At 70.7% G+C, this 26,124-nt stretch carries 19 protein-coding genes; 17 read left to right on the forward strand and 2 right to left on the reverse strand.

Annotated elements, in window-relative coordinates; translation table 11 throughout:
• Positions 1–29: 29 nt before the first annotated feature.
• On the reverse strand, positions 30–1,613 hold the full coding sequence (locus tag AB1L88_RS18030; protein WP_367098073.1) for a hypothetical protein: 1,584 nt from the start codon (positions 1,611–1,613) through the stop codon (positions 30–32).
• Between the two features lie 473 nt (positions 1,614–2,086).
• Between AB1L88_RS18030 and AB1L88_RS18035 the strand changes: the two genes are divergently transcribed.
• The 5 genes from AB1L88_RS18035 to AB1L88_RS18055 all read left to right on the forward strand — a co-directional run bounded on the left by AB1L88_RS18035 (position 2,087) and on the right by AB1L88_RS18055 (position 11,039).
• Positions 2,087–4,009 (forward strand): M20/M25/M40 family metallo-hydrolase, encoded by a 1,923-nt coding sequence (locus tag AB1L88_RS18035; protein WP_367098074.1) that lies wholly within the window; start codon positions 2,087–2,089, stop codon positions 4,007–4,009.
• Between the two features lie 246 nt (positions 4,010–4,255).
• On the forward strand, positions 4,256–5,371 hold the full coding sequence (locus tag AB1L88_RS18040) for a hypothetical protein (protein WP_367098075.1): 1,116 nt from the start codon (positions 4,256–4,258) through the stop codon (positions 5,369–5,371).
• Complete coding sequence (locus AB1L88_RS18045; protein WP_367098076.1) at positions 5,368–6,486, forward strand: ABC transporter ATP-binding protein; 1,119 nt, start codon at positions 5,368–5,370, stop codon at positions 6,484–6,486. The genes AB1L88_RS18040 and AB1L88_RS18045 overlap by 4 nt, the downstream gene beginning before the upstream one ends.
• 16 nt (positions 6,487–6,502) lie before the next feature.
• Positions 6,503–8,194: an ABC transporter permease subunit gene (locus AB1L88_RS18050; RefSeq protein ID WP_367098077.1), complete on the forward strand. Its 1,692-nt coding sequence runs from the start codon at positions 6,503–6,505 to the stop codon at positions 8,192–8,194.
• Positions 8,195–8,345: 151 nt separating this feature from the next.
• The gene (locus AB1L88_RS18055; RefSeq protein ID WP_367098078.1) at positions 8,346–11,039 is read left to right on the forward strand and encodes a serine/threonine-protein kinase; all 2,694 of its coding nucleotides are present in this window, start codon (positions 8,346–8,348) and stop codon (positions 11,037–11,039) included.
• A 93-nt stretch (positions 11,040–11,132) separates the two neighbouring features.
• Here the strand turns inward: AB1L88_RS18055 and AB1L88_RS18060 are convergent, their stop codons facing one another.
• The gene (locus tag AB1L88_RS18060; RefSeq protein WP_367098079.1) at positions 11,133–11,516 is read right to left on the reverse strand and encodes a hypothetical protein; all 384 of its coding nucleotides are present in this window, start codon (positions 11,514–11,516) and stop codon (positions 11,133–11,135) included.
• 319 nt (positions 11,517–11,835) lie between these two features.
• Between AB1L88_RS18060 and carA the strand changes: the two genes are divergently transcribed.
• The 12 genes from carA (at position 11,836) to folP (ending at position 25,935) form a co-directional block, all read left to right on the forward strand.
• Complete coding sequence (carA, locus tag AB1L88_RS18065; RefSeq protein ID WP_367098080.1) at positions 11,836–12,987, forward strand: glutamine-hydrolyzing carbamoyl-phosphate synthase small subunit; 1,152 nt, start codon at positions 11,836–11,838, stop codon at positions 12,985–12,987.
• Positions 12,988–13,114: 127 nt separating this feature from the next.
• Entirely contained in the window at positions 13,115–14,422 is a 1,308-nt protein-coding gene (locus AB1L88_RS18070; RefSeq protein WP_367098081.1) for an adenylosuccinate synthase, read from the forward strand.
• An 86-nt stretch (positions 14,423–14,508) separates the two neighbouring features.
• The gene (locus AB1L88_RS18075; RefSeq protein WP_367098148.1) at positions 14,509–15,273 is read left to right on the forward strand and encodes an isoprenyl transferase; all 765 of its coding nucleotides are present in this window, start codon (positions 14,509–14,511) and stop codon (positions 15,271–15,273) included.
• 111 nt (positions 15,274–15,384) lie between these two features.
• On the forward strand, positions 15,385–16,284 hold the full coding sequence (locus AB1L88_RS18080) for a phosphatidate cytidylyltransferase (protein ID WP_367098082.1): 900 nt from the start codon (positions 15,385–15,387) through the stop codon (positions 16,282–16,284).
• A gap of 145 nt (positions 16,285–16,429) precedes the next feature.
• Positions 16,430–17,470, forward strand: a complete 1,041-nt coding sequence (locus AB1L88_RS18085; RefSeq protein WP_367098083.1) for a PhoH family protein — start codon at positions 16,430–16,432, stop codon at positions 17,468–17,470.
• Positions 17,471–17,516: 46 nt separating this feature from the next.
• Positions 17,517–19,754, forward strand: coding sequence for an HDIG domain-containing metalloprotein (locus tag AB1L88_RS18090; RefSeq protein WP_367098084.1), 2,238 nt, complete (start codon positions 17,517–17,519; stop codon positions 19,752–19,754).
• A 7-nt stretch (positions 19,755–19,761) separates the two neighbouring features.
• A complete protein-coding gene (ybeY, locus tag AB1L88_RS18095; protein WP_367098085.1) occupies positions 19,762–20,289 on the forward strand; it encodes an rRNA maturation RNase YbeY in 528 nt (175 codons plus the stop codon).
• Complete coding sequence (locus AB1L88_RS18100; protein ID WP_367098086.1) at positions 20,286–21,584, forward strand: hemolysin family protein; 1,299 nt, start codon at positions 20,286–20,288, stop codon at positions 21,582–21,584. The genes ybeY and AB1L88_RS18100 overlap by 4 nt, the downstream gene beginning before the upstream one ends.
• Positions 21,585–22,084: 500 nt before the next feature.
• On the forward strand, positions 22,085–22,825 hold the full coding sequence (gene recO, locus AB1L88_RS18105) for a DNA repair protein RecO (RefSeq protein ID WP_367098087.1): 741 nt from the start codon (positions 22,085–22,087) through the stop codon (positions 22,823–22,825).
• Positions 22,826–22,962: 137 nt separating this feature from the next.
• The gene (locus AB1L88_RS18110) at positions 22,963–24,309 is read left to right on the forward strand and encodes a tetratricopeptide repeat protein (protein WP_367098088.1); all 1,347 of its coding nucleotides are present in this window, start codon (positions 22,963–22,965) and stop codon (positions 24,307–24,309) included.
• Positions 24,310–24,415: 106 nt separating this feature from the next.
• Complete coding sequence (gene lptE / locus AB1L88_RS18115) at positions 24,416–24,955, forward strand: LPS assembly lipoprotein LptE (RefSeq protein ID WP_367098089.1); 540 nt, start codon at positions 24,416–24,418, stop codon at positions 24,953–24,955.
• Between the two features lie 89 nt (positions 24,956–25,044).
• Positions 25,045–25,935: a dihydropteroate synthase gene (folP, locus tag AB1L88_RS18120; RefSeq protein WP_367098090.1), complete on the forward strand. Its 891-nt coding sequence runs from the start codon at positions 25,045–25,047 to the stop codon at positions 25,933–25,935.
• The last annotated feature ends 189 nt before the right edge of the window (positions 25,936–26,124 follow it).

Raw genomic sequence — 26,124 nt, forward strand, 5'->3', positions numbered from 1 at the left:
TCGACGGGATCAGAAGCCTCGGCCGACCGTCAGAAGGGGGAGTTGGCCTCGGCTTCCTGGCGGCGGCGTTCGAATTCCTCGGTCCCCGGCAGGGGGACGGTCGTCCCTTCGGGGTTCAGCAGGCGATCGATCGCCTCGGTGTCGGCCGCCTCGACCACCCCCGGGATGGTCATGCCGTAGGAGTAGCCGAGCGAGCTGAGCAGCCGCTCGACCGGCAAGGGTCGGATGCCCAGTCGGCGGGCCTCCTCGATGATCTCGGTCCGGGTGGTGGCGAAGGCCAGGTCGTCGAGGTTCATCTCCTGGACCGACCGCATGTTCGAGGGGGTCCGCAGCGGGTCCCGCTCGTCGATGATGTAGTAGCTGATCTTCGCGTTCAGCTCGCCCTGCTCCTGGCCGACCGAAGGGGTGGGCAGGTCGTAGTCGACCACGCCGCCGGCGGCCTGGATCAGGCGCTTCAGGTCCTCGCGGTCGTCGACGCCGTCGCGGTTCATGTCGATCTTGCCGATCAGGGCGAACCGCTGCGGGCCGTCGGGGCTCCAGGCGGCCGAGTAGAGCTGGTCTCCCACCCGGAGCGGGTTCGACTTGTCGAACTGCTCCTCGATCGAGGCCACCGTCTCGCTGCTGCCCACGTTGATCAGCTTGATCCGGGCCTTCGGCTTGTCGCTCGGCAGGCCGGGGGCGTCGGCGTCGAAGACCGAGAGGATCATCTGCGGCCGGGCGCCCATGCTGCGGGTCAGGTTCGTCCGGATCCGTCGGGACGAGTAATCGACGAAGGTCACGTACCCGTCGGCGTTGTCCAGCACGACCTCGTTCTTCTCCGACTGGTCGCGCCAGTACTTCATCTGCTCGAGGATGTCGGAGATCCGGTCCTCGTAGTCGGTCTTCTGCGAGGCCAGATTGGTCGTCAGGCCGTCGTTCTGGACGCGGAGCTCGGCCACCTGCCGCTGGAGCTGGCTGAGCTGGTCGCGCTGCTCCTCGAACAGCCCTTCGTACTTCTGGTGCTCGTTGTTCAGGTCGGTCTGGGCGGTCTGGGCGGCCTCTTGCTGCCGGTTCAATTCCGCCTGGTTGACGTTGTCGACGTTCTCCAGTTGGCGGCGGAGCCGGACGTTGTCGGTGGCCAGCGCCGTGGCCAGCCGGGACTGGTTGGCCGTCAGGGCGGCGAGGGTTTCCATCGACCCCTTGAGCGTCGGGGTCAGGTTCGTGTCGTCGGTGAGGGTCTGGACCAGGCCGGTCAGGTTCTCGCGGTAGCGGGCGACCTCGGCGCCGGTCGCGCCGTCACGCTGGGCCTGCTCGATGGCCTGGTTGGCCTCGGCCAGCTGCTCGCTCAGCGAGGTGACGAGGGCCTGCTGGTCGGTGTCGATGGTCGTCAGCAGGGCGTTGGTATCGGACTGGACCTGATAGCCGGCCCGGTCGAGGACCGAGATCAGGTTGTTGTTGGCCTGGCCGGCCTTGGTGTTGGCCTGCGTCGCCTCGTTCCGGGCCGTGTTGCCTTGCTCGATCGCCTTGCTGTACTCGGAGTACAGGAAGTACGACGTCACCGCCAGGATCACCGTCAGTGAGACGAAGATCGCGACGGCGATTTTCAGTCCCTGCGATTCGTTGGCAGATGCCATGGATCAATATCTCCCGCCGGCCGGGCCGGATCCTCGGGGGTGGCCGGTCCAGGCTGTCCGCGTGGTGCGTGGAATGGTCGAGTCGATTGGGGTCGAGAGGCGGCGATCGCGAGATCAATCGGACCGGATCGCGAGAAAAGAGAGGAGCATCCGAAAGAGCAATCACTTCCAGATTTTAGGAGCCGTTCCGGCCTCGGTCAAACCAACCACGAACGGCTTGAATCCGCTTGCCGTCCTGACCGGCAGGGTCGACACAGAACGATCGGGGTCAAACCTGCCTGGCTCGTTCCGTTGGACGAGCGGACCGGGGAAACCGTTCCCAACCTTTTCCCCGACACCGCATTCTTTCGGGCCGCCGGGGCCGGCAGGTCCCTTGACGCTCGCCGGCCGATCGGCCGACAATCCGTTGGTCCCCCCCCGTTCGGATCGCGTGGTCTGATCCCCGAGTCGATCGCACCTGATGGAACCGGCCGATGTCCTCGATCTCTCGTGCCTTGAATCGAACCGTGGCTCGCCCCCTGGCGATCGTCGTCCTCCCGGCCTGGGCCCTGCTGGTCGGGGCGGCCGGATCGGCTCGGTCTCAAGCGGTCGACGTCGAGCCGGCGCTGGCCCGGATGCAGGCCGACGTCGCCTTCCTGGCCGACGACGCGCAGGAAGGCCGGTCCCCCGGCTCCGCCGGGATCGAACGCTCGGCCCAGTACATCGCCAAGGTCTTCGAGGAGGCCGGCCTGGCCCCCGCTCCCGGGCTCGACGGCTTCGAGCAGCCGTTCACGATCACCGGATCGGCCCGGCTCGGGCGGTCGCAGTCGCTCAGCGCGGCGGTCGAGGGGGGGGAATCGATCGACGGGCGCCTGAGGCGCGACTTCATGCCGCTGAGCATCGGCGGCGGCGGCCCGATCGAGTCGCTGCCGATCGCCTTCGTCGGCTACGGGATCACCACGCCCGACGACGCCGAGTTCGCCTACGACGACTACGCCGGGATCGACGTCGAGGGGAAGGCGGTCGTTTTGCTCCGACGCGCCCCGAAGTACGACGAGCCCGGCAGCCCGTTCGCCCCCGACGGCGCCCGGCCGGTCGACGTGGCCACCTTCCGCCACAAGGCCATCAACGCCTTCCGCCACGGGGCGAAGGCCGTCATCCTGGTCAACGACCGGGCGAGCGCGGACGGCGAAACGGATGAGCTGCTCCTGTTCACCTCGGCCGGCTCCGAACGCTACACGACGATCCCCTTCGTCATGGCCCGGCGAGCCTTCGTCGATCAGATCCTCGAGGCCGCCGACGCCCCGAGCCTGGCCGAGCTGGAGGCCGAGATCAACGCCGGCGAGCGGCCAGGGCCCGCCAGCCGGCCGCTCGGAGGGGTGACGCTCAATGCCTCGATCGACGTGGAGCAGCCGACGATCGTGGCCAAGAACGTCATCGGCGTGCTGGAAGGGTCGGGCCCCCTGGCGAACGAGACGGTGGTGATCGGCGCCCATTACGACCACCTGGGCAAGGGGGGGGCCGGGTCGCTCGCCCCCTTCTCCCGGGAGATCCACAACGGGGCCGACGACAACGCCTCGGGCACCACGATGATGCTCGAGATGGCCCGGCGTCTGGCCGCCCGGCCCGACCCGCTGCCCCGTCGCGTCGTCTTCATGGCCTTCTCGGCCGAGGAGCGCGGCTTGCTCGGCTCGCGGTTCTATGTCGAGGATCAGCCCTTGATCCCGCTCGGCGAGACGGTCTTCATGTTCAACTTCGACATGGTCGGCCGCCTGAGCGAGTCGGGCGACCTGACCGTCTTCGGCGTCGACTCCACGCCCGGGCTGCGCGACCTGGTCACGGCCCTCGGCTCGTCGCACGGGTTCAACGTCCGGCCCAATGCCCAGGTGGCCGGCAACAGCGACCACGCCCCCTTCCACGACCGCGGCATCCCCGTGGCCTTCCTGTTCACCGGGACGCACCGCGACTACCACCGCCCGAGCGACACGGCCGAGAAGGTCAACTACGAGGGGATGGCCCGGATCGCCGACTACGCCGAGCTGCTCGTGCTCGACGTCGCCCGCCGCCCCGAGCGGCCCGCCTTCTCCGTCAGCGAGGAGGCCGAGCCCGAGCCGAGGCGGATGGCCGCGGGGAACGGGGCCTCGCTCGGGACGATCCCCGATTATGATGAGAGCGTCGAGGGCCTCCGCCTCAACGGGGTCCGGGAAGGCAGCGCCGCCGACAAGGCCGGCCTGACCGAGGGGGACGTCATCATCGGGTTCGCCGGCAAGCCGGTCGGCACGATCTACGACTTCATGGAAGGGCTGACGGAATCGAAGCCCGGCGACCGCGTGACCATCGAGGTCCGCCGGGGGGACGAGACCCTGACCCTCGAAGCCGTCCTCGACGCCTCGGCCCCCCGAGAAGGGCACGACTGATCGGGCCGTCCCCGGGGTGGCCGCCCGCGATCGGGACGAGCCGAGCCCGAGCCACCCCGGACGCTTCGATTCGCGACCCCTGCGAGGTGCCGTCCCGGGCACCTCGAAGGTCCGGCCCGGCTTCGTGGCTCGTGGCTCGTGAGTGAATGCCTCCCCTCCCCTCTCGATTCCCGGCGATCGCGTCCTTTTGGGGCCTCGATCCCAGAGAACCGCCCCGTCGATATGACTCGAACCGGATCATCCGTGGTGCCCCTGAGCGTGCTGTCGGTCGCCGTCCTGGTCGTCTCGGGATGTTCGGACGGCCCGTCGACGTCGACCGTCGTCATCGCGACCCCCTGGGACCGCGAGACCTGCCGGCAATGCTCGGGGCGACTGGCCGAGGCCCCGGGCGACCCGCCCCCCTCCCTCCGATGGATCCGGCTCGATCCGTGGGACGACCCCGCCCACCTGCTCGACGCCGGCGTGTCGGTCGATCTCCTGGTCGGCTGGCCGGCCGCGACCCTCGACGACCTGGGCCGCCGGGGGTTCCTCGATCCCTCGGAGGGCTCTTTGTTCTTCCTGGATCGCCCCCAATCGCCCGGCTCGGCCGTCGACGCGGCGGCCGGGCTCCCGATCGGCCAGCAAACGCCCGACGCCGGCCTCGTGCAGGGGGATCCTCGTATCAACCCGGCCTTGCGCGATCAGGTCGCCTCGCTGCTCCGACGGGAAGGGGTCGGGGGCGTGTACGCGGGGCTCGTGGCGACGGACCCGTCGCCGCTCGATCGGCCGGGAGAATCGGAGGCCGGGCGCGTGGGAGTCGCCGCGGTCGCCGGCCCGTCGTCACGGCCCGAGGTCCGATCGCTCCTCGACCGGCTCCGGAGGCGGTCGATCGCCGAGCCTCGCGACCCAGGCCGGGACGCCCCCCCTGCTCCGGAGGTCCGGGTGCTCGCCGCCGAGCTGATCGGGGCCACGTTGCGAGACGCCGGGCCGGAGCGGCGGGAGGCGCTGGCCATCCTCGCGCGATCGGCCGATGCCGGACCGGGGAGGGCGTTGCTGGCGGAGCCTCCCCCCTGGCCCCCCGACTCGATCCGGAGGCTCGGGGAGGACCCGGATCGGCGGCCGATGCTCGACACGCTGGCCGCGGCGTTGGTCGACGACCCGGGGTCGCGCGACTGGCTGCTCGAATCGTGGCAAGGCCCCCCCCGGCCCGTCGATCAAGCCTTGCTCGAGGCCCTGGCGACGGCCGGCGACGGCCGATTGATCCGGTCGTCTCGGGTCCTGCCCTGGCTCCGGGCCGAGTGGACGGCCTGGGCCCGGCAGCGGTTCACCCAGATTGCCCGGGAACTGGGGCCGGACGCCGACGCCGAGGAGGCCGCCCGGTGAGCCGCCTCCTCTGTGAAGGACTCTCGAAACGCTACGACCGGGTGGCCGTGGTCGATGAGGTCAGCCTCGATGTCCGGTCGGGTCAATGGCTGGCGGTCCTCGGCCCCCCCGGGGCGGGCAAGTCGAGCCTGGCTCGCCTGGTCGTCGGGCTGGAACGACCGGATCGCGGCGAGATCTTCGTCGACGACCGCCTGATCCAGTCGGCCCGGCCCCACGACCGCGGCTTCGGCTACCTCGGGCAATCGGAGGCCCTCTGGCCCCACCTGACGATCGCCGAGAACGTCGGCCACGGCCTGAGGGCGCGGGGGATCCCGCGCAAGGAGCGGCGGCGGAAGGTCGAGGAGGCGCTCACGACCATCGGCATCGAGACCCTGGCCGACCGGCTCCCCGCGGCGATCGACGACCTGCAACGCCGTCGGGCCGAGCTGGCCCGGGCGATCGTCGAGGACCCCCGCATCCTCATCCTCGACGAGCCGACCGGCCCGCTCGAACCCCGGAACCGCCCGGGGTTTCGGGACGAGCTGCGGCGGCTCCGGGCCGGTTGGGATCGGACCGTCGTGGTCCTGACCCAGCACCGCGACGACGCCTTCGCCTTCTCCGATCGCCTGGCCGTGATGGACCTGGGGAGGATCGTCCAGGTCGGCTCGTCGGAGGAGGTCTACGGCACGCCGGCCGACGCTTTCGTCGCGCAGTTGCTCGGGCCGGTCAATTTGCTGCAAGGCCAGGTGGCCGGGGCCTCGATGTCGGGCGAGCTGTTCGTGAGGACCACGATCGGCCGGCTCGTCGGCCGCCTGGCGACCCGGGCCGAGCCCCCGGTCGGCACGCCGGTGACGGTGGCGATCCGGCCCGAGTCGATCCGGCTCGGCCCGAACCTGCCGGCCGACGCCAATCGGTTCCAGGTCACGGTCGAGCGCCAGGTCTTCCACGGTCCGTTGCGGTCGATCGACCTGAGGGGGCCCGGCGACTGGCCGATCGCGGCCTCGGCCCTGCACCCCCAGGCCCCCGACCTCCGCGAGGGCCAGGCGCTCACCGTCGCCGTCACCCCCGACCATGTCGTCGTCCTGCTCGGCCGATACGCGACGGTCCCGAAGCCCGGCGAGTCGGTCTCGGCGTAATGCGATGGAGAGGCCGATGACCCGACTCGTCAGGCTCCTCGGGGCCGCGCCCGCCCTGGTCGTGATGGCTGCCCCGGTGATCGCCCTGGCCGTGGCCTCGATCCTCGCGATCGAGCCGCCGGACGGCCCCCGCGCGACGATCGTCCACTGGGGGCTGACGCTCTCCGACCCGTTCGCGCGCGACTGCCTGGTGAACAGCGTCGGCTTGGCGGTCGTGGTCGTGTCGTTGGCGTCCGCGGTCGGCGTGGCGATCGGCCGGATCTCGTGGGGCCGCCGGGGCTGGCGGGGGGCCATCCTGCTGACCTCGATTCGCCTGGGGGCCGCATGCCACCCGCTCGTCATGGCGATCGCCTGGCTCGTGCTGGTGGACCGGGTCGACCCCTCGGCCCGGGGCTTCCCTGAGGCGGGGCAGTGGCTCGACGCCCCGCAGGGGCGATGGCTCCTGCTCGGCCTGGCGCAATTCGGGTTCGCCTCGAGCTGGGTGGCCTGGTGGACGGGCCGGGCGCTGGAGCGGGTCGGGCCGGATTGCGTGCGGGTGGCCGCCCTCTCCGGGGCCTCTCGCCGCTGGATCTGGCGGACGGCGCTCTGGCCGCTCGTCCGGCCGACGGTCGCGAGGGCCTCGGCCTCGGTCTTCGCCGTGCTCGTGATCGAGCCGGGGGGGCCGCTGGTGCTCGGCCTCCGGCGCTCGATCGGCGCACAGGTCGTGACCTCCCTCTGGATGACGTCTCGCGGCGACCTGGCCCGGGCCGCGATCCTGGGGGTGCTGGCGATGGTCGTCTCCCTGCTCGTGCGGGTGGCCCTGAGGCGTTGGGGGGGGCCGGACCACCTGGCCGGGATGGTCCCGACCTCCTCGTCCGATGCGCCGATGGGGGCGGTCGCGCCGCCGGGGAGGTTCCGGTCGGCCGTCGCGGCGCTCGGCGTGCTCTGCTGGGCGGCGGTCGCGCTTGGCCCGGCCCTGTTCCTGGTCGTCGCGAGCGTCCCGTCCCTTGCGATCCGGGGCGAGGGGGCCGGCCTCGCCGAGGCGGCCTGGCGGGGCCTGGCGCCGATGCTCGGCGCCTCGCTGGCGGTCGGCGGGGCCTCGGCGCTGGTGGCGATGGTCGTGGCCTGGCCGCTCTCGGCCGTCCCGCGGGCGGGGTCGGCCGTCCGGGTGCTCGACGCGGTGCCCCCGCTGGCGATCGGGGTCGGCCTGTTCTGCCTCTGGAAGGTCTCCGGGGCCTGGTCCGGGGCCGATCCGATGGCCGGGGCGATGAGCCGAGTGGGTCGCCTGGTCGACCCGTATGCGACCCCGTGGCTCCTGGTGAGCTGGGGGACGGCCCTGGTGCACCTCCCCTGGGCGGTCTCGGCGGCGCGATCGGCCCGAGGGATCGATGCGCGGGCCCTCCGGGATGAGGCCCGCGTGGCCGGTCGTCGCGTGGCGTTCAGCCGGACCCTGCTGTTCCTGCCGATCGCCTCGCGTCGCTGCGCGGCGCCGGCCCTGGGGGTGGCCCTGCTCGCGGCCTCGGGCCTGTCGCCGGCGCTGGTGCTCACGCCGCTGGAGCCGTTCCGGCCGATGGCCGCCTGGGTGCTTCGGGACGCGATGGGTGCGCCGGGGTCGGGGCCGGGCCCGGGGCCGGGGGTGCTCGCGGCCCTGGTCTCGCCGATGCTCGGGCTGCTGCTCCTGCTGCGTCGGGGCCAGGCGCCCGATTCCCCGACGGTCCTCCGGGGCTGATCGGGGCGGGCCCGGCGTCGGCCGGCCCGTCGGGGCGATTCGGCGGCCGCGAGGCGGGCCGTCCCGGACAAAAAAACTCGCCCGTCGCGAGGGCTTGGTGGTAGCCTCACCGTTGAGGGACGAGCGTCCTCGAGACATGTCGAGGTGTGTGATGAATGTCGATCGAGATCTGCGGCTGTTCGTGCTGGCCCTGCAGGAGCATGTGCTCGACCCGGCCTTGCTCGCGGAGGTGATCGCCGATTGGACTCCCCGAGGGCCGGGCGACGGATTCATCTCCTTCCTCGTCGATCGGGGGGCCCTCACCCCCGAGGACCTGCAACGCCTGGAATCGCTCCCCTGTTGCACCGAGGCGGCGGCCCCGGACGGGCGGGAGACGACCTCGGTCGCCCTCTCCTCGGTGGCCCCGAACCCGCACGCCACGACCGAGGCGGCCCCCCTCTCCGGGAGCGAGACGATCCCCTTCGACTCGGGGGGCGGGGGGCTCCGGTCCTCGGGGTCGGCCGACCGGGGGGGCCCCTTCGTGCCCCCCCGGCGTTACGAGATCGTCGAGCTGCACGAGACGGGCGGTCTGGGCCTGATCTGGCGGGCCAGGGATACGGTCATCGGCCGCGAGGTGGCGCTGAAGACCCTGCAGCCCGATCGGGCGAGGACCGAATCCGCCCGGTCGCGATTCGTCCGAGAGGCGCAGGTCACCGGGCAACTGGAGCATCCGAGCATCGTCCCGCTGTATGACCTCTCCAGCAACGGTGACGACCCGTTCTATGTGATGCGGTTCATCTCGGGCCGGACCCTGTCGCAGGTGACGGCCGAGTACCACCGCCGCCGGCAGGAGGGCCAGGTCGGGCCGCTCGACCTGGTCGGGATGCTCGACGCGTTCGTGAGCGTGTGTCGGGCGGTCGCCTTCGCGCACCGGCGCGACGTCTTGCACCGCGATTTGAAGGGCCAGAACGTCGTGGTGGGGGAGTTCGGCGAGGTCTTCCTGCTCGACTGGGGCCTGGCCAAGCACATCGGCGAGCTGGTCGACCCGGTCGGCTCCGCCCCGATCGACGGCGGGACCGGCAGCGAGGAGACCGCCCCCGGCTCTGCCGTCGGCACCCCCGGCTACATGGCCCCCGAGGTCGCCCGGGGGGCCGGTTCCACGAAGCAGTCCGACATCTACGGCCTGGGGGCGGTCCTGTATTCGCTGCTGACCGGCAAGGCCCCCTACTCCGGGTCGTCCGTCAACGAGGTCTTGCACAAGATCCTCACCACCGACCCGGCGGCGATCCGATCGGTCAATCCCGACGCCCCGCCCGCGCTCGAGGCCATCTGTCGGAAGGCGATGGCCCGGACCCCCGACGACCGCTACGACTCGGCCGAGGAGGTCGCGACCGAGGTCCGCCGCTGGCTCGCCGACGAGCCGGTCGGCGCCTATGCCGAGCCCTGGGGCGTCCGGTTTGCCCGCTGGGCCAGGCGGAAGCGGACCACGGTCATCGCCGTGGTGATCTTCCTGGTGACCGCCGCCGTGGTGGCCGGCCTCGCCGCGGCCTTGCTCTGGCAGGAAGAACGCCGAACCGAAGCGGCCCGGGGGCTGGCCGAGCGGAACGCCATCCTGGCCCAGAAGGAACAGGCCCTCGCCGACCAGAACGCCGAGCTGGCCCGCAAGGTGAGCGCCGACGCATTGGCCCTGGTCCAGGCGGTCGAGTGGGTGCTCGCCTCGACCGAGCCCTTGCACCGATTCCGCAAGGACCTGCTCGCCTCCGGCAGCCGGGCCTTCCGCGAGCAGCTCGCCCGAGACCCGGACGACGAGGACGCCATCCCCCGGGCGGCCGGCGTCTTCCTGTATGCCGCCAACGTCTTCCGGCTGGAGGGGGACGACGCGACCGCCGGGCCGCTCTACCGAGAGGCGGTCGGGCTGCTCGATCGGATGATCGCCGCCGACCCGGGGGACACCGAGGCCCGGCTCCGGCTCGTCGATTCGCTGAAGGATTGGGCGGTCCTTCGGACCCGGACCGGCCCCCAGGGAGAGGCCCGTGCCCTGTATCAGCGGGCGAAAGATGCCTTGAATCCCCTGCAAGGGCCGGACGACAACCCGGCCGAGGTCCGGCGATCGCTCGCCCGGATCCTGTTGAACCAGTCGGTGAGCCTGGAACTGGTCGGCGATGACAACGCCGCGCTCGCGGCCGCCCGGGAGGCCGCCGACCTGTTCGGCGCCCTGGTCGCCGCCCCCCCGGGCGATCGCCACCCGTACGACCCCTTGATGCTCTCGCGGGCCCTGACGCTCGTCGCGGCCCGGGAGCGGGATCTCGGCCGGGTCGATCGCGCCAAGGAGATCCACGTCGAGGCCGTCCGGGCCTTCGAGGAGGCGAACCGGGCCACCCCCTACGGCGTGACCCAGGCCGACGTGGCCTGGACCGTCGCCCTCGCCCGGCTGCAGCGGGGCCGCACCTGGGCCCTCGACGGCGACCCGAGGGCGTGGGGGGCCCTCGACGCGGGCGTCGAGGCCTTCGAGCAGCTCGCCGCGGGCTTCCCGTGGGTCATCGGGTATTCGACCGGCCTGGCCGAGGCCCTGCTCCTCCGCGCCGACGCCAAGGCGGCCGTCGGCCTCCCGGACGCCTTCGACGACTACGATCGGGCGCGGGCCGTCGCCGATCGCCTAGTCGCCGAGCATCCCGAGGTGGCCGACGATCGGCGATTGCTCGGCAAGAGCCTCCTGGGCCTGGCCCGCACCACCCGAGACGACCCCGAGGCCCGCCTCGACCGCCTCCGCCGGGCCGAGGAGCACCTTGAAGCCGCCCTCCGGCTCGACCCCGAGGTGGTCGAGGCGCAGGAGGCCCTCGACGCGGTCCGAGACGGCCTCCGGTGAGGGCGTGGCGGGGGAAGGCTCCCGGACCCGCGGCCTCGATCGACGAGGCCCGGCCTCCGGGGGGCAATTACGATCGAGGGGAGTCCCGATTCATCACGGTTCATCGTCGTCGTAATAGTCGACGGTGACGGTGGCCTGGGGCGGCGTCGCGTTCGTCAGGGTGATGACGATTGTCCCGTCGGTGGGGTTGATGACCTCCTCGGGGTTCGCGTACCGGGCGGGTTCTTGATGCTGCTTCGGGGGTGGCGGCGGGTTCGCCGCCCTCCGGCCGCTCGACCGGATGGCGACGACGAGCGTCGTCCGATTCTTCGCGACGATCTTCCCGGAGCCGACATGCCAGTTGCAGTTCGAGCCCTCGGCACGCTGCACCCTGGTGCTCGAGGGATCGTACCAGCCATCCGGGCCGGTGATCGAGAAGTACGACCATTTGCCGTTCCTCGGGTTGGCCGCGGCCTTTGCTTGGAGCGACTGGCTCATCGGTTATTCGTCCCAGAGAGAGGTCTCGACCGGTCTCACAATCACAAACTCCGCAATGATGTTATGAGGTTTGGCGGGGGCCCGGACAAGCGTCTACCCGCCCGATCACGGGCGCGGCGGGCCGACGGATTGGCATCGACGCATGGCGAGGGGGGATCGGGACGGCCCGGGGCGGCTCGCGTCCGACCCCCCGATCGGATTTCTCCGGCTCGGCCCAAGTCCCCTGGTCCGTTGGTCCTTCAAGCTGCTACGATGGGGAGGAGCGAGTTGAGCGTTCGGCGGCCTTCGTTGAGAGCCAGAGGGGAGTCACGCGACGGCAATGGGCATTGCGAAACTGGCCTTGGAGGATGGCACGGTCTATACCGGCCGGTCCTTTGGAGCATCCGGCGAGATCGACGGCGAGGTCGTCTTCAATACGAGCATGACCGGCTACCAGGAGATCCTGACCGATCCGTCCTATCACGGCCAGATCGTCGCGATGACCTACCCCCTGATCGGCAACTACGGCGTGAACACCGAGGACGAGGAAAGCGCCCGGCCCTGGGTCCGCGGCTTCGTCGTCCGGGAGCTGAGCCGCCTGGCCAGCAACTACCGATCGCGCGAGGACCTGCCGAGCTACCTGGCCCGTCATGGGGTGCTCGGCGTCGAGGGGATCGACACGAGGGCCCTCGTGCGACGGACCCGCGAGGTCGGGGCCATGAAGGGGATCCTCTCGACGAGCGACCTCGACGACGAATCGCTGATCGAGAAGGCCCGCCGCAGCCCCGGCCTGGTCGGCCGCGACCTGACCCGAGACGTGATGCCCGACGCAATCGCCCGCTGGGAGCTCGGGTTCGAAGGCCCGTCGGCCGAGATCCTCCGGGCGACCGAGGGGTTGCAGGAGCATCAGCCGACGCTCCCGCATGTCGTCGCGCTCGACTTCGGCATGAAGCGGAACATCCCGCGCTTCCTGGTCGAGAGCGGCTGCCGGGTGACGGTCGTGCCCGGTTCGGCCCCTCCGCAGGCGATCCTCGAGCAGAAGCCCGACGGGATTTTCATCTCCAACGGGCCGGGAGACCCGTCGGCCCTGGCCGGGGCGGTCGATTCGCTGCGGGCCCTGATCCGGTCGGCGGCCGACGACCGCGGGGTGCCGATCTTCGGCATCTGCCTCGGCCACCAGTTGCTCGGCCAGGCGCTGGGGGCCCGGACCTTCAAGATGAAGTTCGGCCACCGGGGGGCGAACCACCCGGTCCGGGACGAGCGGACCGGGAAGATCGAGATCACGACCCAGAACCACGGCTTCGCCATCGACGCCGAGTCGTTGCCGGAGGAGGTCGAGGCCTCGCACACGAACCTCTACGACGGCACCCTCGAGGGGCTCCGTCACGCCCGCTTGCCCGTCTTCGCCGTCCAGTATCACCCCGAGTCGTCGGCCGGGCCGCACGACAGCGGGCACCTCTTCGGCGAGTTCCGGCGCCTGATGGACCGCTGATCCGATCGTCGCGACGCCGGGGCGCCGCCCGCTCGCCGCGCTTGACGGATCGGTTCGGCCGTCGTATCGTATTGCGTTTTGCTCCGTAACACTTTCGCGATCAAGATCTTGCATCAGGAGGATGGCCGTGCCATCGACGTGCGTCGTCGGGTTGCAGTGGGGAGACGAGGCCAAGGGGAAGATCGTCGATGCCCTCTGCGACCGGCATGACATGGTCGTCCGCTACCAGGGGGGAGCCAACGCCGGTCATACCGTCGTGACCGGCGGCGTGACCTACAAGCTCTCGCTCCTGCCCTCGGGCATCCTGCGAGACGGGATCACCTCGGTCCTCGGCAACGGCCTGGTCATCCACCCGCCGACCTTGCTGGAGGAGATCGAGCGGCTGGCCGGTCAGGGGATCGACGTGAGCGGTCGGCTGCTGGTCGGCGACCGGGCCCACGTCATCATGCCCTATCACCTGGTCGAGGAACGCCTGACGGAGGAGTCGACCGAGGCGGCCGAGCAGCTCGGCACGACCCGTCGCGGGATCGGCCCCTGCTACCGCGACAAGGTCGGCCGGGTCCACGGCATCCGGATCGCCGACCTGTACTACCCGGATTCGTTCCGCGAGCAGGTCCGCCGCGCCGTCGAGTTCAAGAACCGGTCGCTCTCGGCCCTCTTGCCCAGCTTCACCCCCCTCGACGCCCGGGCGATCACCGAGGAATACCTCGCCCTGGCCGATCGGATGGAGCCGTACGTCGGCGACGCCACCGACCGTCTGCATCGAGAGATCGAGTCGGGCAGTCGATTGCTGTTCGAGGGGGCGCAGGGGACCTTGCTCGACATCGACCACGGCAGCTACCCGTACGTGACCAGCTCGAACAGCAGCGCCGCGGGGATCTGGTCCGGGTCGGGGGTGCCTGCCCGGTTCGTCGACCGCTGGATCGGCGTGGTCAAGGCGTACACGACCCGGGTCGGCGAAGGGCCGTTCCCGACCGAGCTGCACGACGAGACCGGCGAGCGCATCCGACGGGTCGGCCGGGAGTTCGGCACCGTCACCGGCCGGCCGAGGCGCTGCGGCTGGTTCGACGCCGTGGCCGGACGCTACACGGCCCGGGTCTCCGGGTCGACCGAGCTGGCGGTCATGCTGCTCGACGTGCTGAGCGGCATCGACCGGCTCCGCGTGGCGGTGGCCTACGAGGACGAGTCGGGGGCCCGCGTCTCGGCCTTCCCGGCCCACCTCGACCGCCTCGCCCAGTGCCGCCCGGTCTTCCACGAGCTGCCCGGGTGGTCCGAGGACATCTCCGGGGTCCGCTCCTGGGCCGACCTCCCCGAGAACGCCCGGCGCTACGTGCAGTTCCTGGGAGAACAAGTCGGCGTCCCGGTGCGTATCGTCTCGGTCGGGCCGGATCGGGACCAGACCATCTGGCTCGACTCCGCGACCGACCGCACGTGACCGACCTGGTCTGACCTGCCCATACCCGGGGATGGAGCACGCCCGGCGTGAGCACCTCGACCGCGACCTCTGAGGCAATCGCGACCATGACCGACCCCAAGGTCCTGCCCCCCGAGCAACGACCTCGGCACGTCGCCATCATCATGGACGGCAATGGCCGATGGGCCGAAGCCCAGGGGCTTCCCCGGATCTTCGGCCACCGCTCCGGCATCCGGAGCGTCCGCTCGGTGGTCGAGGAGGGCTGCCGGATCGGCCTGGAGCAGATGACGCTCTACTGCTTCTCGAGCGAGAACTGGAAGCGGCCGAACCGCGAGCTGCGCTTCCTGTTCCGCCTGCTCCGGCATTTCCTGATCGTCGAACGCTCGGAGCTGATGGAGCAGAACGTCCGCCTGGCGATGATCGGCCGCCGCGAGGGCCTGCCGCCGGATGTGCTCGACGAGTTCGACCGGACGGCCGCCATGACCGCCTCGAACACGGGCATGACGCTCTGCCTGGCCGTCAACTACGGCGCGAGGGCCGAGATCGCCGAGGCCGCCCGCCGGATCGCCCGGGACGCGGCGGCCGGCCGGCTCGATCCCGAGCAGATCGACGAGGCGGCCTTCTCCGGTTATCTTGCGACCGCCGGCATGCCCGACCCGGACCTCCTGATCCGGACCGCCGGCGAGCTCCGCCTGAGCAATTACCTGCTCTGGCAGATCTCGTATGCCGAGCTGTATATCACCGAGGTGCTCTGGCCCGACTTCCGGGCCGAGCACCTGCAGCGGGCCGTGCTCGACTACGCCCGCCGCCAGCGGAAGTTCGGGGGGTTGCCCGGCCGGGCCCCCGCCCCCGAGCCGACTCCCATCGGCTGAGCGGAGCCGGCCCGGCCTCGGGCTCGCGTCGACGGCGGCCGGGCGCCGGCCTGCCGGGTCGGTTGCGTGGGCGAAGAGAGGATTCCGAGTGATGATGACTCCGGTGGTATCATGCTCCTGACCCGGTTGCTCATTGGCATCCCGATGGCGGCGGGGTTCGTGGCGATCCTGCTGATCGACACGCTCTATCTCGCCCCCTGGTTCCCGCTCTGGCTGGTGGCCATGCTGGTGGCGATGGGCCTGGCGGCCCGGGAGATCACCGGCCTGTTCCGGCAGACGAGCGCCCGGCCCGACGGGGTGGTGGTGCTCGGCGGGGTCCTGGTGGTCGTCCTCTCGAACTGGGGGCCGCACGTCTCCCGGGCCCTGATGGGGCTCGAGACGCGCCCCGAAGTCGCGGTCGAGGCCCTGGCCTGGCCGCTCTGGGCGTTCGTGGCCGTCGTGATGACCACGTTTATCACCCAGAGCGCCCGGTTCGAGCATCCGGGGGGCTCGATGGCGACGATCTCGGGCACGGTCCTGGCCGTGGCCTATGTGGGGCTGCTCGGGAGTTTTCTGGTCCAGATCCGGTGGCTCGAGAGCCCGTATCAAGGCCTGGTCCCGCTGGCGGCCCTGGTGGCCACGGCCAAGGGGGCCGACATGGGGGCCTACTTCGCCGGCCGGGCCGCCGGGAGGCACAAGCTCTGGCCCCGCTTGAGCCCGAACAAGACGATCGAAGGGGCGATCGGCGGCCTGATTCTTGCGGTCATTTTTGCCGTGATCGTGTTCGGCCTGGCCCGGATCCTGTTCCACGCGACGGTCCTGAGCTGGCCGGCGGTCATCGGCTTCGGGATCCTGGTCGGCGGGGCGGCTCAACTGGGCGATTTGATGGAGTCGATGATCAAACGCGACTGCGAGCGGAAGGATGCGTCGGCCACGCTCCCCGGATTCGGGGGGGTGCTCGACGTGCTCGACTCCCTGCTCTTTGCCGGCCCGGTGGCGTATGGCTACTGGCTGATTTTCGGGCCGGCCTGATCGAAACCGGCTGCGCGGGGCGGGGGGGCGCGGAAGGGCCGTTGCCTTCGCCGGCCCCATTGTCCAATAATACGGGGGAATCGGCGGGCCGGCCCCCTCGAGTTCAGGGCGTCGGGATTCGTCGCGAGGCAAGGCAGGGACTTGAATGCAGGCAGTGACGATTCGCCTGGCCGATCACGACGAGGAGCTGGCAATCTTCGGCAGCCGGGACCAGTTCCTGCGACAGGTCCGGGATGCCCTGGGTGTCAAGGTCCTCGCCAGGAACGGAGAGATCCGGGTCGAGGGGGAGTCGGATCGGGTGGATCGTGCCTCCCGGGTCTTCGAGGGGTTACGCCGTCGCTATCGGCGTCAGCGCATGATTACGCCCCAGGATGTCGCCGACGCGATCGACGCGGTCACCCCCGTCGACGGGGGGTCGGGCGGCCCGAGCGTCGAGATTCGCGAGGGGAACCGGCTGGTCCGGCCCCGGACCGACGGGCAGACGCGCTACCTGCGCGCCCTGCTCGAGAACTCCCTGGTCTTCTGCGTCGGCCCGGCCGGCACGGGGAAGACCTACCTGGCCGTCGCCGCCGCCGTGGCCGCCCTGCGCCGGGGGGAGATCAAGAAGATCGTCCTGGTCCGCCCGGCGGTCGAGGCCGGCGAGCGGCTCGGCTTCCTGCCCGGCGACCTCGAGGCCAAGATCAACCCGTACCTCCGGCCCTTGCTCGACGCCCTGCGCGACCTGATGGACTACGAGCAGCTGCGCCGCTACATGAGCAACGACCTGATCGAGATCGCCCCCCTGGCCTACATGAGGGGCCGGACCTTGAACGAGGCGATCATCATCATGGACGAGGGGCAGAACGCCACCGTCAATCAGATGAAAATGTTCCTGACCCGCATGGGGACCGACGCCCGGATCGTGGTGACGGGCGACACGACCCAGGTCGACCTGGAGCCCGGCACCCCGGACGGCCTCTCCGACGCCGTCCGCCGGCTGGAGGGGATCGAGGGGATCGGCGTGGTCCGCCTCGACCGTTCCGACATCGTCCGTCACCCGTTGGTCCAGAAGATCGTCAATGCCTACGAGCGGACCGGTTCGCCGATCGAGCCGGGGATGATGGCCTCGCCTTCCCCGATCGCCTCGTCGAATCCACCGGACGACTCTCCTCGAACCGAACCGGGCCTCGCCCCGGAGCATCCGTGAGCGACGCTCCCGTTGCCAAGCCGGCCGACCGGCGGAGCTTCTCCCCATGACGCCTGGTAAACGTAAGCCGAAGCCGGCCCGTGCTCAGCTGCGCGGGGCCGAACTGATCGACCTCCGCAAGAGCCGGCTCACCCGTCAGCGTCAGCGCCTCGCCTGCCTGATCCCCGCGGTCCTCGCGGCCTTCATCAGCGCGGCGATCGTCTGCGGCTCCGGCCCCTCGTTCCCGTACCGGGTCGGCCAGCGGGCCACGCGCGACCTCCGGGTCAACGTCCCCGAATTCCAGCGCCTGAACCTCGTGCAGACGAACCGGCTCCGGGAGCAGGCGGCCCGGCAGATCTCCCCGATCTTCTCGAACGACCCGGCGCCGATCCTGGAGCTGCAGAAGCTGCTCGAAGACCTCGTCGAGACGGTGGCCAACGCCCGCCGCGAGACGATCGCCTCGCTGCCCCCCGACGTGGTCGAGGCCTGGGGCCTCGACGCGAACATCTTCGAGGATCTGCGCGAGGCCAGCGACACCCCCGAGCGTCGCGACGACCTGCGCCGGTCGATCGCCGAGGCCTTCGCGCCGATCATCCGCCACGGGGTCCTCGGCCGCGGCCTGCTGCCGCTCGACGAGGAATCGGGCACGATGATCCAGGTCCTGCAGGACGACCGCCGCGTCTCGGTCAGCCGCGACCGGGTCTTCCCCGAGCGCCTCGTGAGGCCCGACGGCCTGGTCGCCGAGGACTTCGTGGCCTCGTTCAATTCGCCGGAACTGGGCAAGACGCTCTTCGGCCTGGTCGCCGACCGGCTGGCCCAGACGACGACGCTCCACTTCGAGAAGGAGGACACGGCCGCGGCCCGGCAGCGGGCCCGGGACCGGGTCCGGGACTATTACGACACCTACACCCGGGGCCAGCTCCTGGTCGAGAAGGGCCGGACGATCACCGAGGACCAGCTCGAATTGCTCCGGCTCGATCACCAGGCGTCGCTCGACTCGATGACCTCGGCCGATCGGCTGAAGCGGGTCGGGGCCTTCGTGGTCTTGGTGGCGATCCTCTACGGCCTGACCGGGGCCCTACTGCTCCGGTTCGACCCGGGCATCGCGCGGGACCCGCTCCGCGTCTCGGCGCTCTGCTTCGTGGCCGTGCTGGCCCTCGGGCTGGGCCGGTTCATCGCCATGCGCCCGTGGGGGGCCGAGCTGATCCCGATCGCCCTGGCGGCCCTGATGCTCGCCGTGGCCTATACTCCCATGACGGCCCTGGTCTTCGCCTTCGGCACGAGCCTGCTGATCAGCCTGGCGCTGGGGACGGGCCTCGGGTACTTCGTGATGCTCATGGGGGGGACGGCGGCCGGGATCCTTTTGCTGGGCGAGGTCCGGACGCGGACGAAGCCCATCCAGGTCGGCGCCGCGGCGGCCCTCGGCTACGCGGCGCTGTCGGCCGCCTGGGGCCTCTGGCAGGAGCAGCCGCTGGAGCTGATCGCCTCGGAGAGCGGCATGAGGGCCGGCTGGGGCCTGCTGACCGGGTTCCTGCTGGGCGGCAGCCTGCCGTATGTCGAGCGCCTGTTCGGCATCGTCACGGGCATCAGCCTGCTGGAGCTGGGGGACGTGAACCACCCGCTGTTGCAGGAGCTCGTCCGACGCGCCCCCGGGACGCACAACCACTCGATCACCGTCGGTACGATCGCCGAGGCGGCGGCCGAGAAGATCGGCTGCGACGGACTGCTGGTGCGGGTCGGGGCCTACTTCCACGACATCGGCAAGATGCTCAAGCCGAACTACTTCATCGAGAATCAGACCCCGGGCACGGTCAACCGGCACGCGAACCTGGCGCCTGCGATGAGCACTTTGATCATCATCGGCCACGTCAAGGACGGCGTCGAGCTGGGCCGCCAGCACAACCTGCCGGCCCGGATCATCGACCTGATCGAGCAGCACCACGGCACGACGCTGGTCGAATACTTCTACCACGAGGCCAACCGCCGGCGAGACGGGAACCCCGACGCCTCGATCGTCCTGGAGAGCGCCTTCCGCTACCCCGGCCCGAAGCCGCAATCGAAGGAGGCCGCCATTTTGATGATGGCCGACGCCTCGGAGAGCGCCAGCCGGGCCCTGTCGGACCCGACCCCGGCCCGGCTCGAAGGGCTGGTCGAGGATCTGATCGACAAGCGCCTGCGCGACGGCCAGTTCGACCAGTGCGAGCTGACGATCCGGGAGATCGCCGCCATCCGCGAGAGCATCACCAAGTCACTCATCGGCATCTACCACGGCCGCGTGAAATACCCCCAGCAACGGACCGCCTGACACCCCGATGACCGCACCCCCCGACGACCCGAGCCCCCCGACCCTTGAGATCGACCTGAGCGATACCCAGGGGCACCTGCGCCTCGACCCCGACCGCGTGCGGGCCCTCGCCCGCGGCGTCCTGGGCCTCGAAGGCGTGCGAGACGGCAGCCTCTCGATCGCCGTCGTGGACAACCCGTCGATCCGGGAGATCAATCGGCGCCACCTCGACCACGACTGGGCGACCGACGTGGTGAGCTTCCTGCTCTCCGAGCCCGGCGAGCCCGGGTTCTCCGGAGACCTGGCCATCTCGGCCGAGATGGCCGTGACGGTGGCCGCGCGATGCGGCCTTGACCCCCACGCGGAATTCGCGTTGTACTTGACCCACGGATTGCTCCACCTGTGTGGTTACGACGACCTGACCGAGGCGGAGCGTGACCGCATGCGCCGCCGGGAGGACGAGATTCTCGACGCGATGGGCATCGCCCGCCCGCCTCGCGACCTCGATCCCGGGGTCGTCGGATTCGAGGCATCGGCACAGGAGGCAGGTTCTTGAGCGCCTTGGCCTTCGGGATCATCCTGGTCGCGGCCCTGGTGATGGCCGCCTGGCACGGCCTGGCGGTGTTGATCTCCCGGGCGCTGCTGACCTACTCCCGCAGTCAGTTGGAGGCCCAGTGCGAGGCCAACGGCCGCCCCGAACGCGCCGACGCGATCGAGGCCGACTGGGAGCAGACCGAGCGCTCGTGCGCGGTCCATGCCACGGCCTCGGGCCTGCTGCTGCTCGCCCTGCTCGGGGTCGCCGAGGCCTACCACCCGGCGATCGTCGACGACTGGGCCCTGATCGCGGCCTGGATCGCGGCGGGCCTGGCGCTCCGCGTCGTCGCCGGGGTCGCCGGGCGCGTCCACGCCGAGGCGGTGCTCGACGGGACCTGGCCGATCGTCAGGGTCCTGAACAGCCTGGCCGTGCCGGTCCTCTCGGCCGGGGCTGCGCTGGAGGCCTCGGTGCAACGCCGCCGCAAGGGGCCCCGCCGCAACGCCCGGCCCCGCCCGGTGAGCGTCGAGGTCGAGATCCGGTCGCTCCGCTCGGCGGCCGAGGCCGATCACGACCTGACCGAGGCCACCCGAGACCGGATCGAGCACCTCGTCGCGCTGGAGCGGCGCGACGTGGGGGAGATCATGACCCCGCGGTCGGCCATGGTCGCCCTGGCCGCCAGCACCCCCGCGGCCGAGGCGGCCCGGGCGATCATCACCTCGGGCCATAGCCGCATCCCGCTCTTCGGCGAGAATCGCGACGACATCCTCGGCATCCTCTACGCCAAGGACCTGTTCGGCGAGCTGCTCGACGGGCCGGGCCTCGACGCCGTCCGGCTCAGGCGACTGGTGCGCCCCCCGCTCCGCGTGCCGGAGACCAAGCGGGCCTCGGACCTGATCGACGAGATGCGCCGCCAGCGCGTCCACCTGGCCATCGTGCTCGACGAGTACGGCGGCGTGGCCGGCCTGGTCACGCTCGAAGACCTGCTCGAGGAGATCGTCGGCGCCATCGACGACGAATATGACAACCCGACCCCGGAAGACCCGATCGTCCGGATCGCCGAGTCGCTCTACGAGGTCGACGCGGGGATGAGCCTCGACGACCTGAACGAGCGGCTCGACCTCGACCTGCCGACCGACGCCGACTATCAGACCATCGGCGGGTTCGCCTTCAACGCCCTCGGCCGATTGCCCGAGCCGGGCGTCTCGTTCCTCGACCGCGGGGTCGAGTTCACCGTGACCGAGGTGGGGGACCACTCGATCCGGCGGGTTCGGATCGACCTGCGGCCCCGGGAGAGCCTTGAGCATTCCGTCGGATAAGAGGGTTGCTCGATTTCGCATGTTCGGGTTGGCGGACCCCCTCAACCGGCCTTCGGCAACCCTCTCCCCCGCTCGCGGGGGCGAGGGTCGAATCAGCCACCGTCTCCCGGCTCACGGGGGCGAGGGTTGAATCGGCTCCGTCTCCCTCTCCCCGCGAGCGGGGAGAGGGCCGGGGTGAGGGGGCCCCTGCATGAACGCGAGGCATGGCGTCTGGGTCAGCGGACCCCCTCACCCGGCCTGGCGGCCACCCTCTCCCCCGCAGGCGGGGGCGGGGGTCGGAGTCTCGTCGGGTGCTGTCGAGTCTTCGGAGACGCACCGCTGGCCTTCCATCCCGGGTCGGTGCGTCTCCGAAGACTCGACAGCACCCTGCAAAAGATGCCGAGGAGGCGCTCTCCTCGCACGCGGGGGGAACGGCTTGAATTTGCTGCCCTCTCCGTGAGAGCGGGGGGGGCCTTGTTTTCGGAGTTGAGTCCAGTCAATCCGCAACGGAACATCCCCCTTTGGCCGCGATTCGCACCCCCGCCCTGGTAATCCGATCGGTCGAGGTCTTCGAGACCAGCCGGGTCCTGACGCTCTTCACGAGGGAGCTGGGGAAGGTCTCGGCCCTGGCCAAGGGTGCGAGGCGGCTGAAGTCGCCGTTCCAGTCCGGGCTTGACCTGCTGAGCGTCTGCGATATCGTGGTGCTTCACAAGGCGTCCGATGCCCTCGACCTGCTGACCGAGGCCGTGCTTGACGAGCACTTCGAACCACTCCGCCGCGATCTCGCGGCCCTCTACGCCGGCTGCTACGTCGCCGAGTTGCTCGACGCCCTGACCGACCGCCACGACCCGCACCCGAAGCTCTTCGACGCGGCCCGGGTGACGCTTCGTCACCTGGGCGACCCCGTCTCGCGCCCGAGCCGGACCCTCCGGTTCGAGCTGGCCTGTCTCCGGGAGTTGGGCTTGATGCCGGCACTCGATCACTGCGTCCACTGCGGGCGCCCCCCGACGGCCCCCGACCACCGGGTCGCCTTCGGCCTGGCCACCGGCGGCGTCCTGTGCGCCGGCTGCCGGCCCGGCCAGCCGCACGTGGCGACCCTCTCGGCCGAGACGCTCGCCACGATCCGCGCCCTCGCCTCGCCCGGCGATGCCTGGAAGGCGACCTGGGGGCATCCGGAGGTGCTCGGGCCGGTGCGGGCGACCGTCGGGGCGATCATCAGTCATCTCATGGGTCGGAGGCCTCGCCTCCTCTCCTTCGTCTGATCGGATCGGCTTCGGGCCGCAAGGGTCGGGACCCCGAACCGGTGGGTGTGATGATGGACGCGAAGCGGGTCGGCCGAGGGGGTCGGGTCCACGCGGCCTCTTTCTGAGCCGACTCAGCCAGTCGGAGCGAGACACGGATGTCCGAGCCCCTGCCCCGATCCCGAGCCTTCTCTCCCCCGGCCTTCGTCGTGGCCGTGGCGGCCCTGGCGGTTGCGCTGGCCTCGGCCGGCTGCCGAGGGGGCTCGTCTCCCGGCCTCCGCGGCCTGCTCCCGACGGCCCGTCGCGGGGCCGACGTCGATGCCCCGGGACGCCAGGCCTTGCTCGCCCGATGGATGGGGGTCCCGCAAGCCGACGACCAGGTTCGCCGCGCCGGGGGCGGGGGCCTGGTCCTTCGCCCCGACGGCTGGGCCTCGAAGGACGCGACCACCGAGGACCGCCGGGCGGCCGAATTCGAGGCGGCCGAGCAGCTCTACCTCCAGGGGGATCTCGACGCCGCCGAGCGGGCCTTCGCCCGGATCGCCCGCAAGGAACGGCCGTCGGGGATCAAGCGGTTCGCCGACTCCCTCACGGAGCTGGAAGGGCTGGACGACTTCGACCGCCGGCGGTCGCCCTGGGGCATGCGGTCGCTCTTCTACCTGGGCGAGATCCGCTTCAAGAAGGGGAATTACGTCGGGGCGCACGACACGTTCGAGGAATTGCTCAAGGAGTATCCCGGCACGCCTCACCTCGACGAGGCGGTCTCCCGGGAATTCCAGATCGCCCAGACGTGGCTCAACCAGGTCCGGCCGGCGGAGGACCAACCCCCCCTGCCCTGGCACGCCCGATTCCGGGGGGGGCTGCCCCTGATCGACACCGGAGGCCATGCCGTCTCGGTCCTGGAACACGTCCGGCAGAACGACCCGGCCGGCCCGCTGGCCGACGCCGCCGTGAAGCTGATCGCCGACCATTACTCCGAGTCCGGCGACCACGAGACGGCGGCCTTCTACTACGACCAGCTCATCAATGACCACCCCAAGAGCCCCCTGCTCCACGACGCCTTGATGTCGAGCGTCGACTCGAAGCTCAATGCCTACATCGGCCCCGAGTACGACTTCACCGGCCTGGCCCAGGCACGCGACACCGCCAAGAGGGCCATGCAACTGTTCCCGGAACGGCTCACCAGCACCTCGGACGACATCTATCACACGCTCGACCTGATCGCCGACCAGGAGGCCGAGCGCGACTACACGATGGGCGAGTGGTACCGCAGCGCCGGCTACGTGATCTCCGCCGAATACTACTTCGGCGGGATCGTGCAGAAATGGCCCCGGAGCAACTGGGCCGAGAAGGCCCGGGCCCAGCTGGCCGAGCTGGCCACGATGCCGCGCAAGGAGACCGCCCCCTCGAAGATGATGGTCCAGCCGGGCGGCAACGACCCGTTCTCCCAGGGGATCAGCTCGGGGAACCCCGGCGGGCTCGGCCCCGGCTCGACGATGGGCCCCTGATCGGGGGCCTTTTTGATCGGATCGGTCCGAACACGACCCGGAACACAGGACGCGCCCCATCGAGGGCGATCGGCCGACGAGAAGGGCCGGCAGAGGAGGTCCCGCGATGGCGATGTCCCGAACTCTAATCCGAGGCGCCCCCGGCCGCTTCGCCTTGCTCGCTGCGATCGCCGCCCTGGCCGCGATGGGCGGCGGGTGCGGGTACACGCTGCGGGCCCCGTTCGACGAGTCGATCCGCACGGTCTACGTGCCGATCTTCCGCTCCTTCTCGTTCCGCGATGACATCAACATCCGATTGCAGGAGGAGCTGGTCAAGGAGATCGAGGAACGCACCACCTACCGGGTGGTCGATTCGGCCGAGAAGGCCGACACGATCCTCTCCGGCACGGTCCTCTACGCGCCGAAGTTCAACGCCGTCGTCAGCCCGAACAACCTGCCGCGCCAGTTGTTTGCCGAGCTGACGATCGAGGTGAGCTGGGAAGACCTCCGCAATCCGACCGACCCCGACAGGGAGCCGCCCAAGGTCGTGCTCACCCAGACGGTCCCCTTCTTCCCCGAGCCGGGCGAGACGGCCTTCCTGGCCTATCAGGAAGCCATTCGCCGCGCGGCGGTCGATATCGTTAATATGATGGAAGAGCCCTGGTGACCCTTCGGGATGCCCCCGGTCCGGCCGGTCGATCGGCCGGGGGGCCTCGCCGCCGCCGGGAGACGTGATCGGATCGAGACGCCGTGCCGGTGAGCTGCGCCCTGTTGCTGCTGTTGATCGCGTTGGTCGTGCTCGGGACCCTGCCGGGATTGGCCGACTGGACCTTGCCCGATCGGGTCGTCCGGCGGCCGGCGATCATGGGCATCCTGAACCTGACGCCCGACAGCTTCTCCGACGGCGGCCTGGTGCCCGACCTCGCGAGTGCCCTGGCCCGCGCCGAGCAATTGATCGCGGACGGGGCCGACCTGCTCGACCTCGGCGGCGAGTCGAGCCGACCGGGGGCCGATCCCGTCTCGGTGGACGAGGAGATCCGCCGGGTCGTGCCCGTGGTCGAGGCGCTGGCCGGTCGGTCGCATGTGCCGCTGTCGATCGACACGACGAAGGCCGAGGTCGCGCGGGCGGCGCTCCGGGCCGGGGCCTCGGTGATCAACGACATCCGGGGGTTGCTCGGCGACGACGAGATGCCCCGCGTCGTGGCCGAGTCCGGGGCCGGGGTCGTTTTGATGCACATGCAGGGCTCTCCCCGGACGATGCAGCAGGACCCGACCTATGCCGACGTGGTCGCCGAGGTGTACGAGGCGCTGGCCCGCCGGATCGAGCGGGCGGAGTCGTTCGGCATCGAGCGATCGCGGATCGCGATCGACCCGGGGATCGGCTTCGGCAAGACGGAGGAGCACAACTGGCAGTTGCTCCGCCGTCTCGACCGGTTCGCCGGGCTCGGGTGCGCGATCCTGATCGGCACCTCCCGCAAGCGGTTCCTCGGAACTTTGACCGGCCGAGGCGTGTCGGACCGGGCGACGGCCTCGGTCGTCTCGTCCTTGCTGGCGATCGAGGCGGGGGCCGACGTCGTCCGGGTCCACGACGTCGGGCCGATGGCCGACGCCGTGAAGGTCTGGTCGGCGATGCGCCCCTCCTCTTGAGTGCCTTGCGAACGACGGCCATTCCTCACGCCCCAACCTCCGACAGAAACGGAACGAACAGCCATGCCCCTTCCAAGGGGCACCAGGACCGAGAAACACGGTGGGTGGCCGGGGCAGAGCGCAGCGTGCCCCGGGCGAGTGGGCCCTGTCCCCCGGGGCACGCTGCGCTCTGCCCCGGCCACCCACTCG

The sequence above is a fragment of the Tautonia sp. JC769 genome (assembly GCF_040717455.1).
Taxonomy (GTDB): Bacteria; Planctomycetota; Planctomycetia; order Isosphaerales; family Isosphaeraceae; genus Tautonia.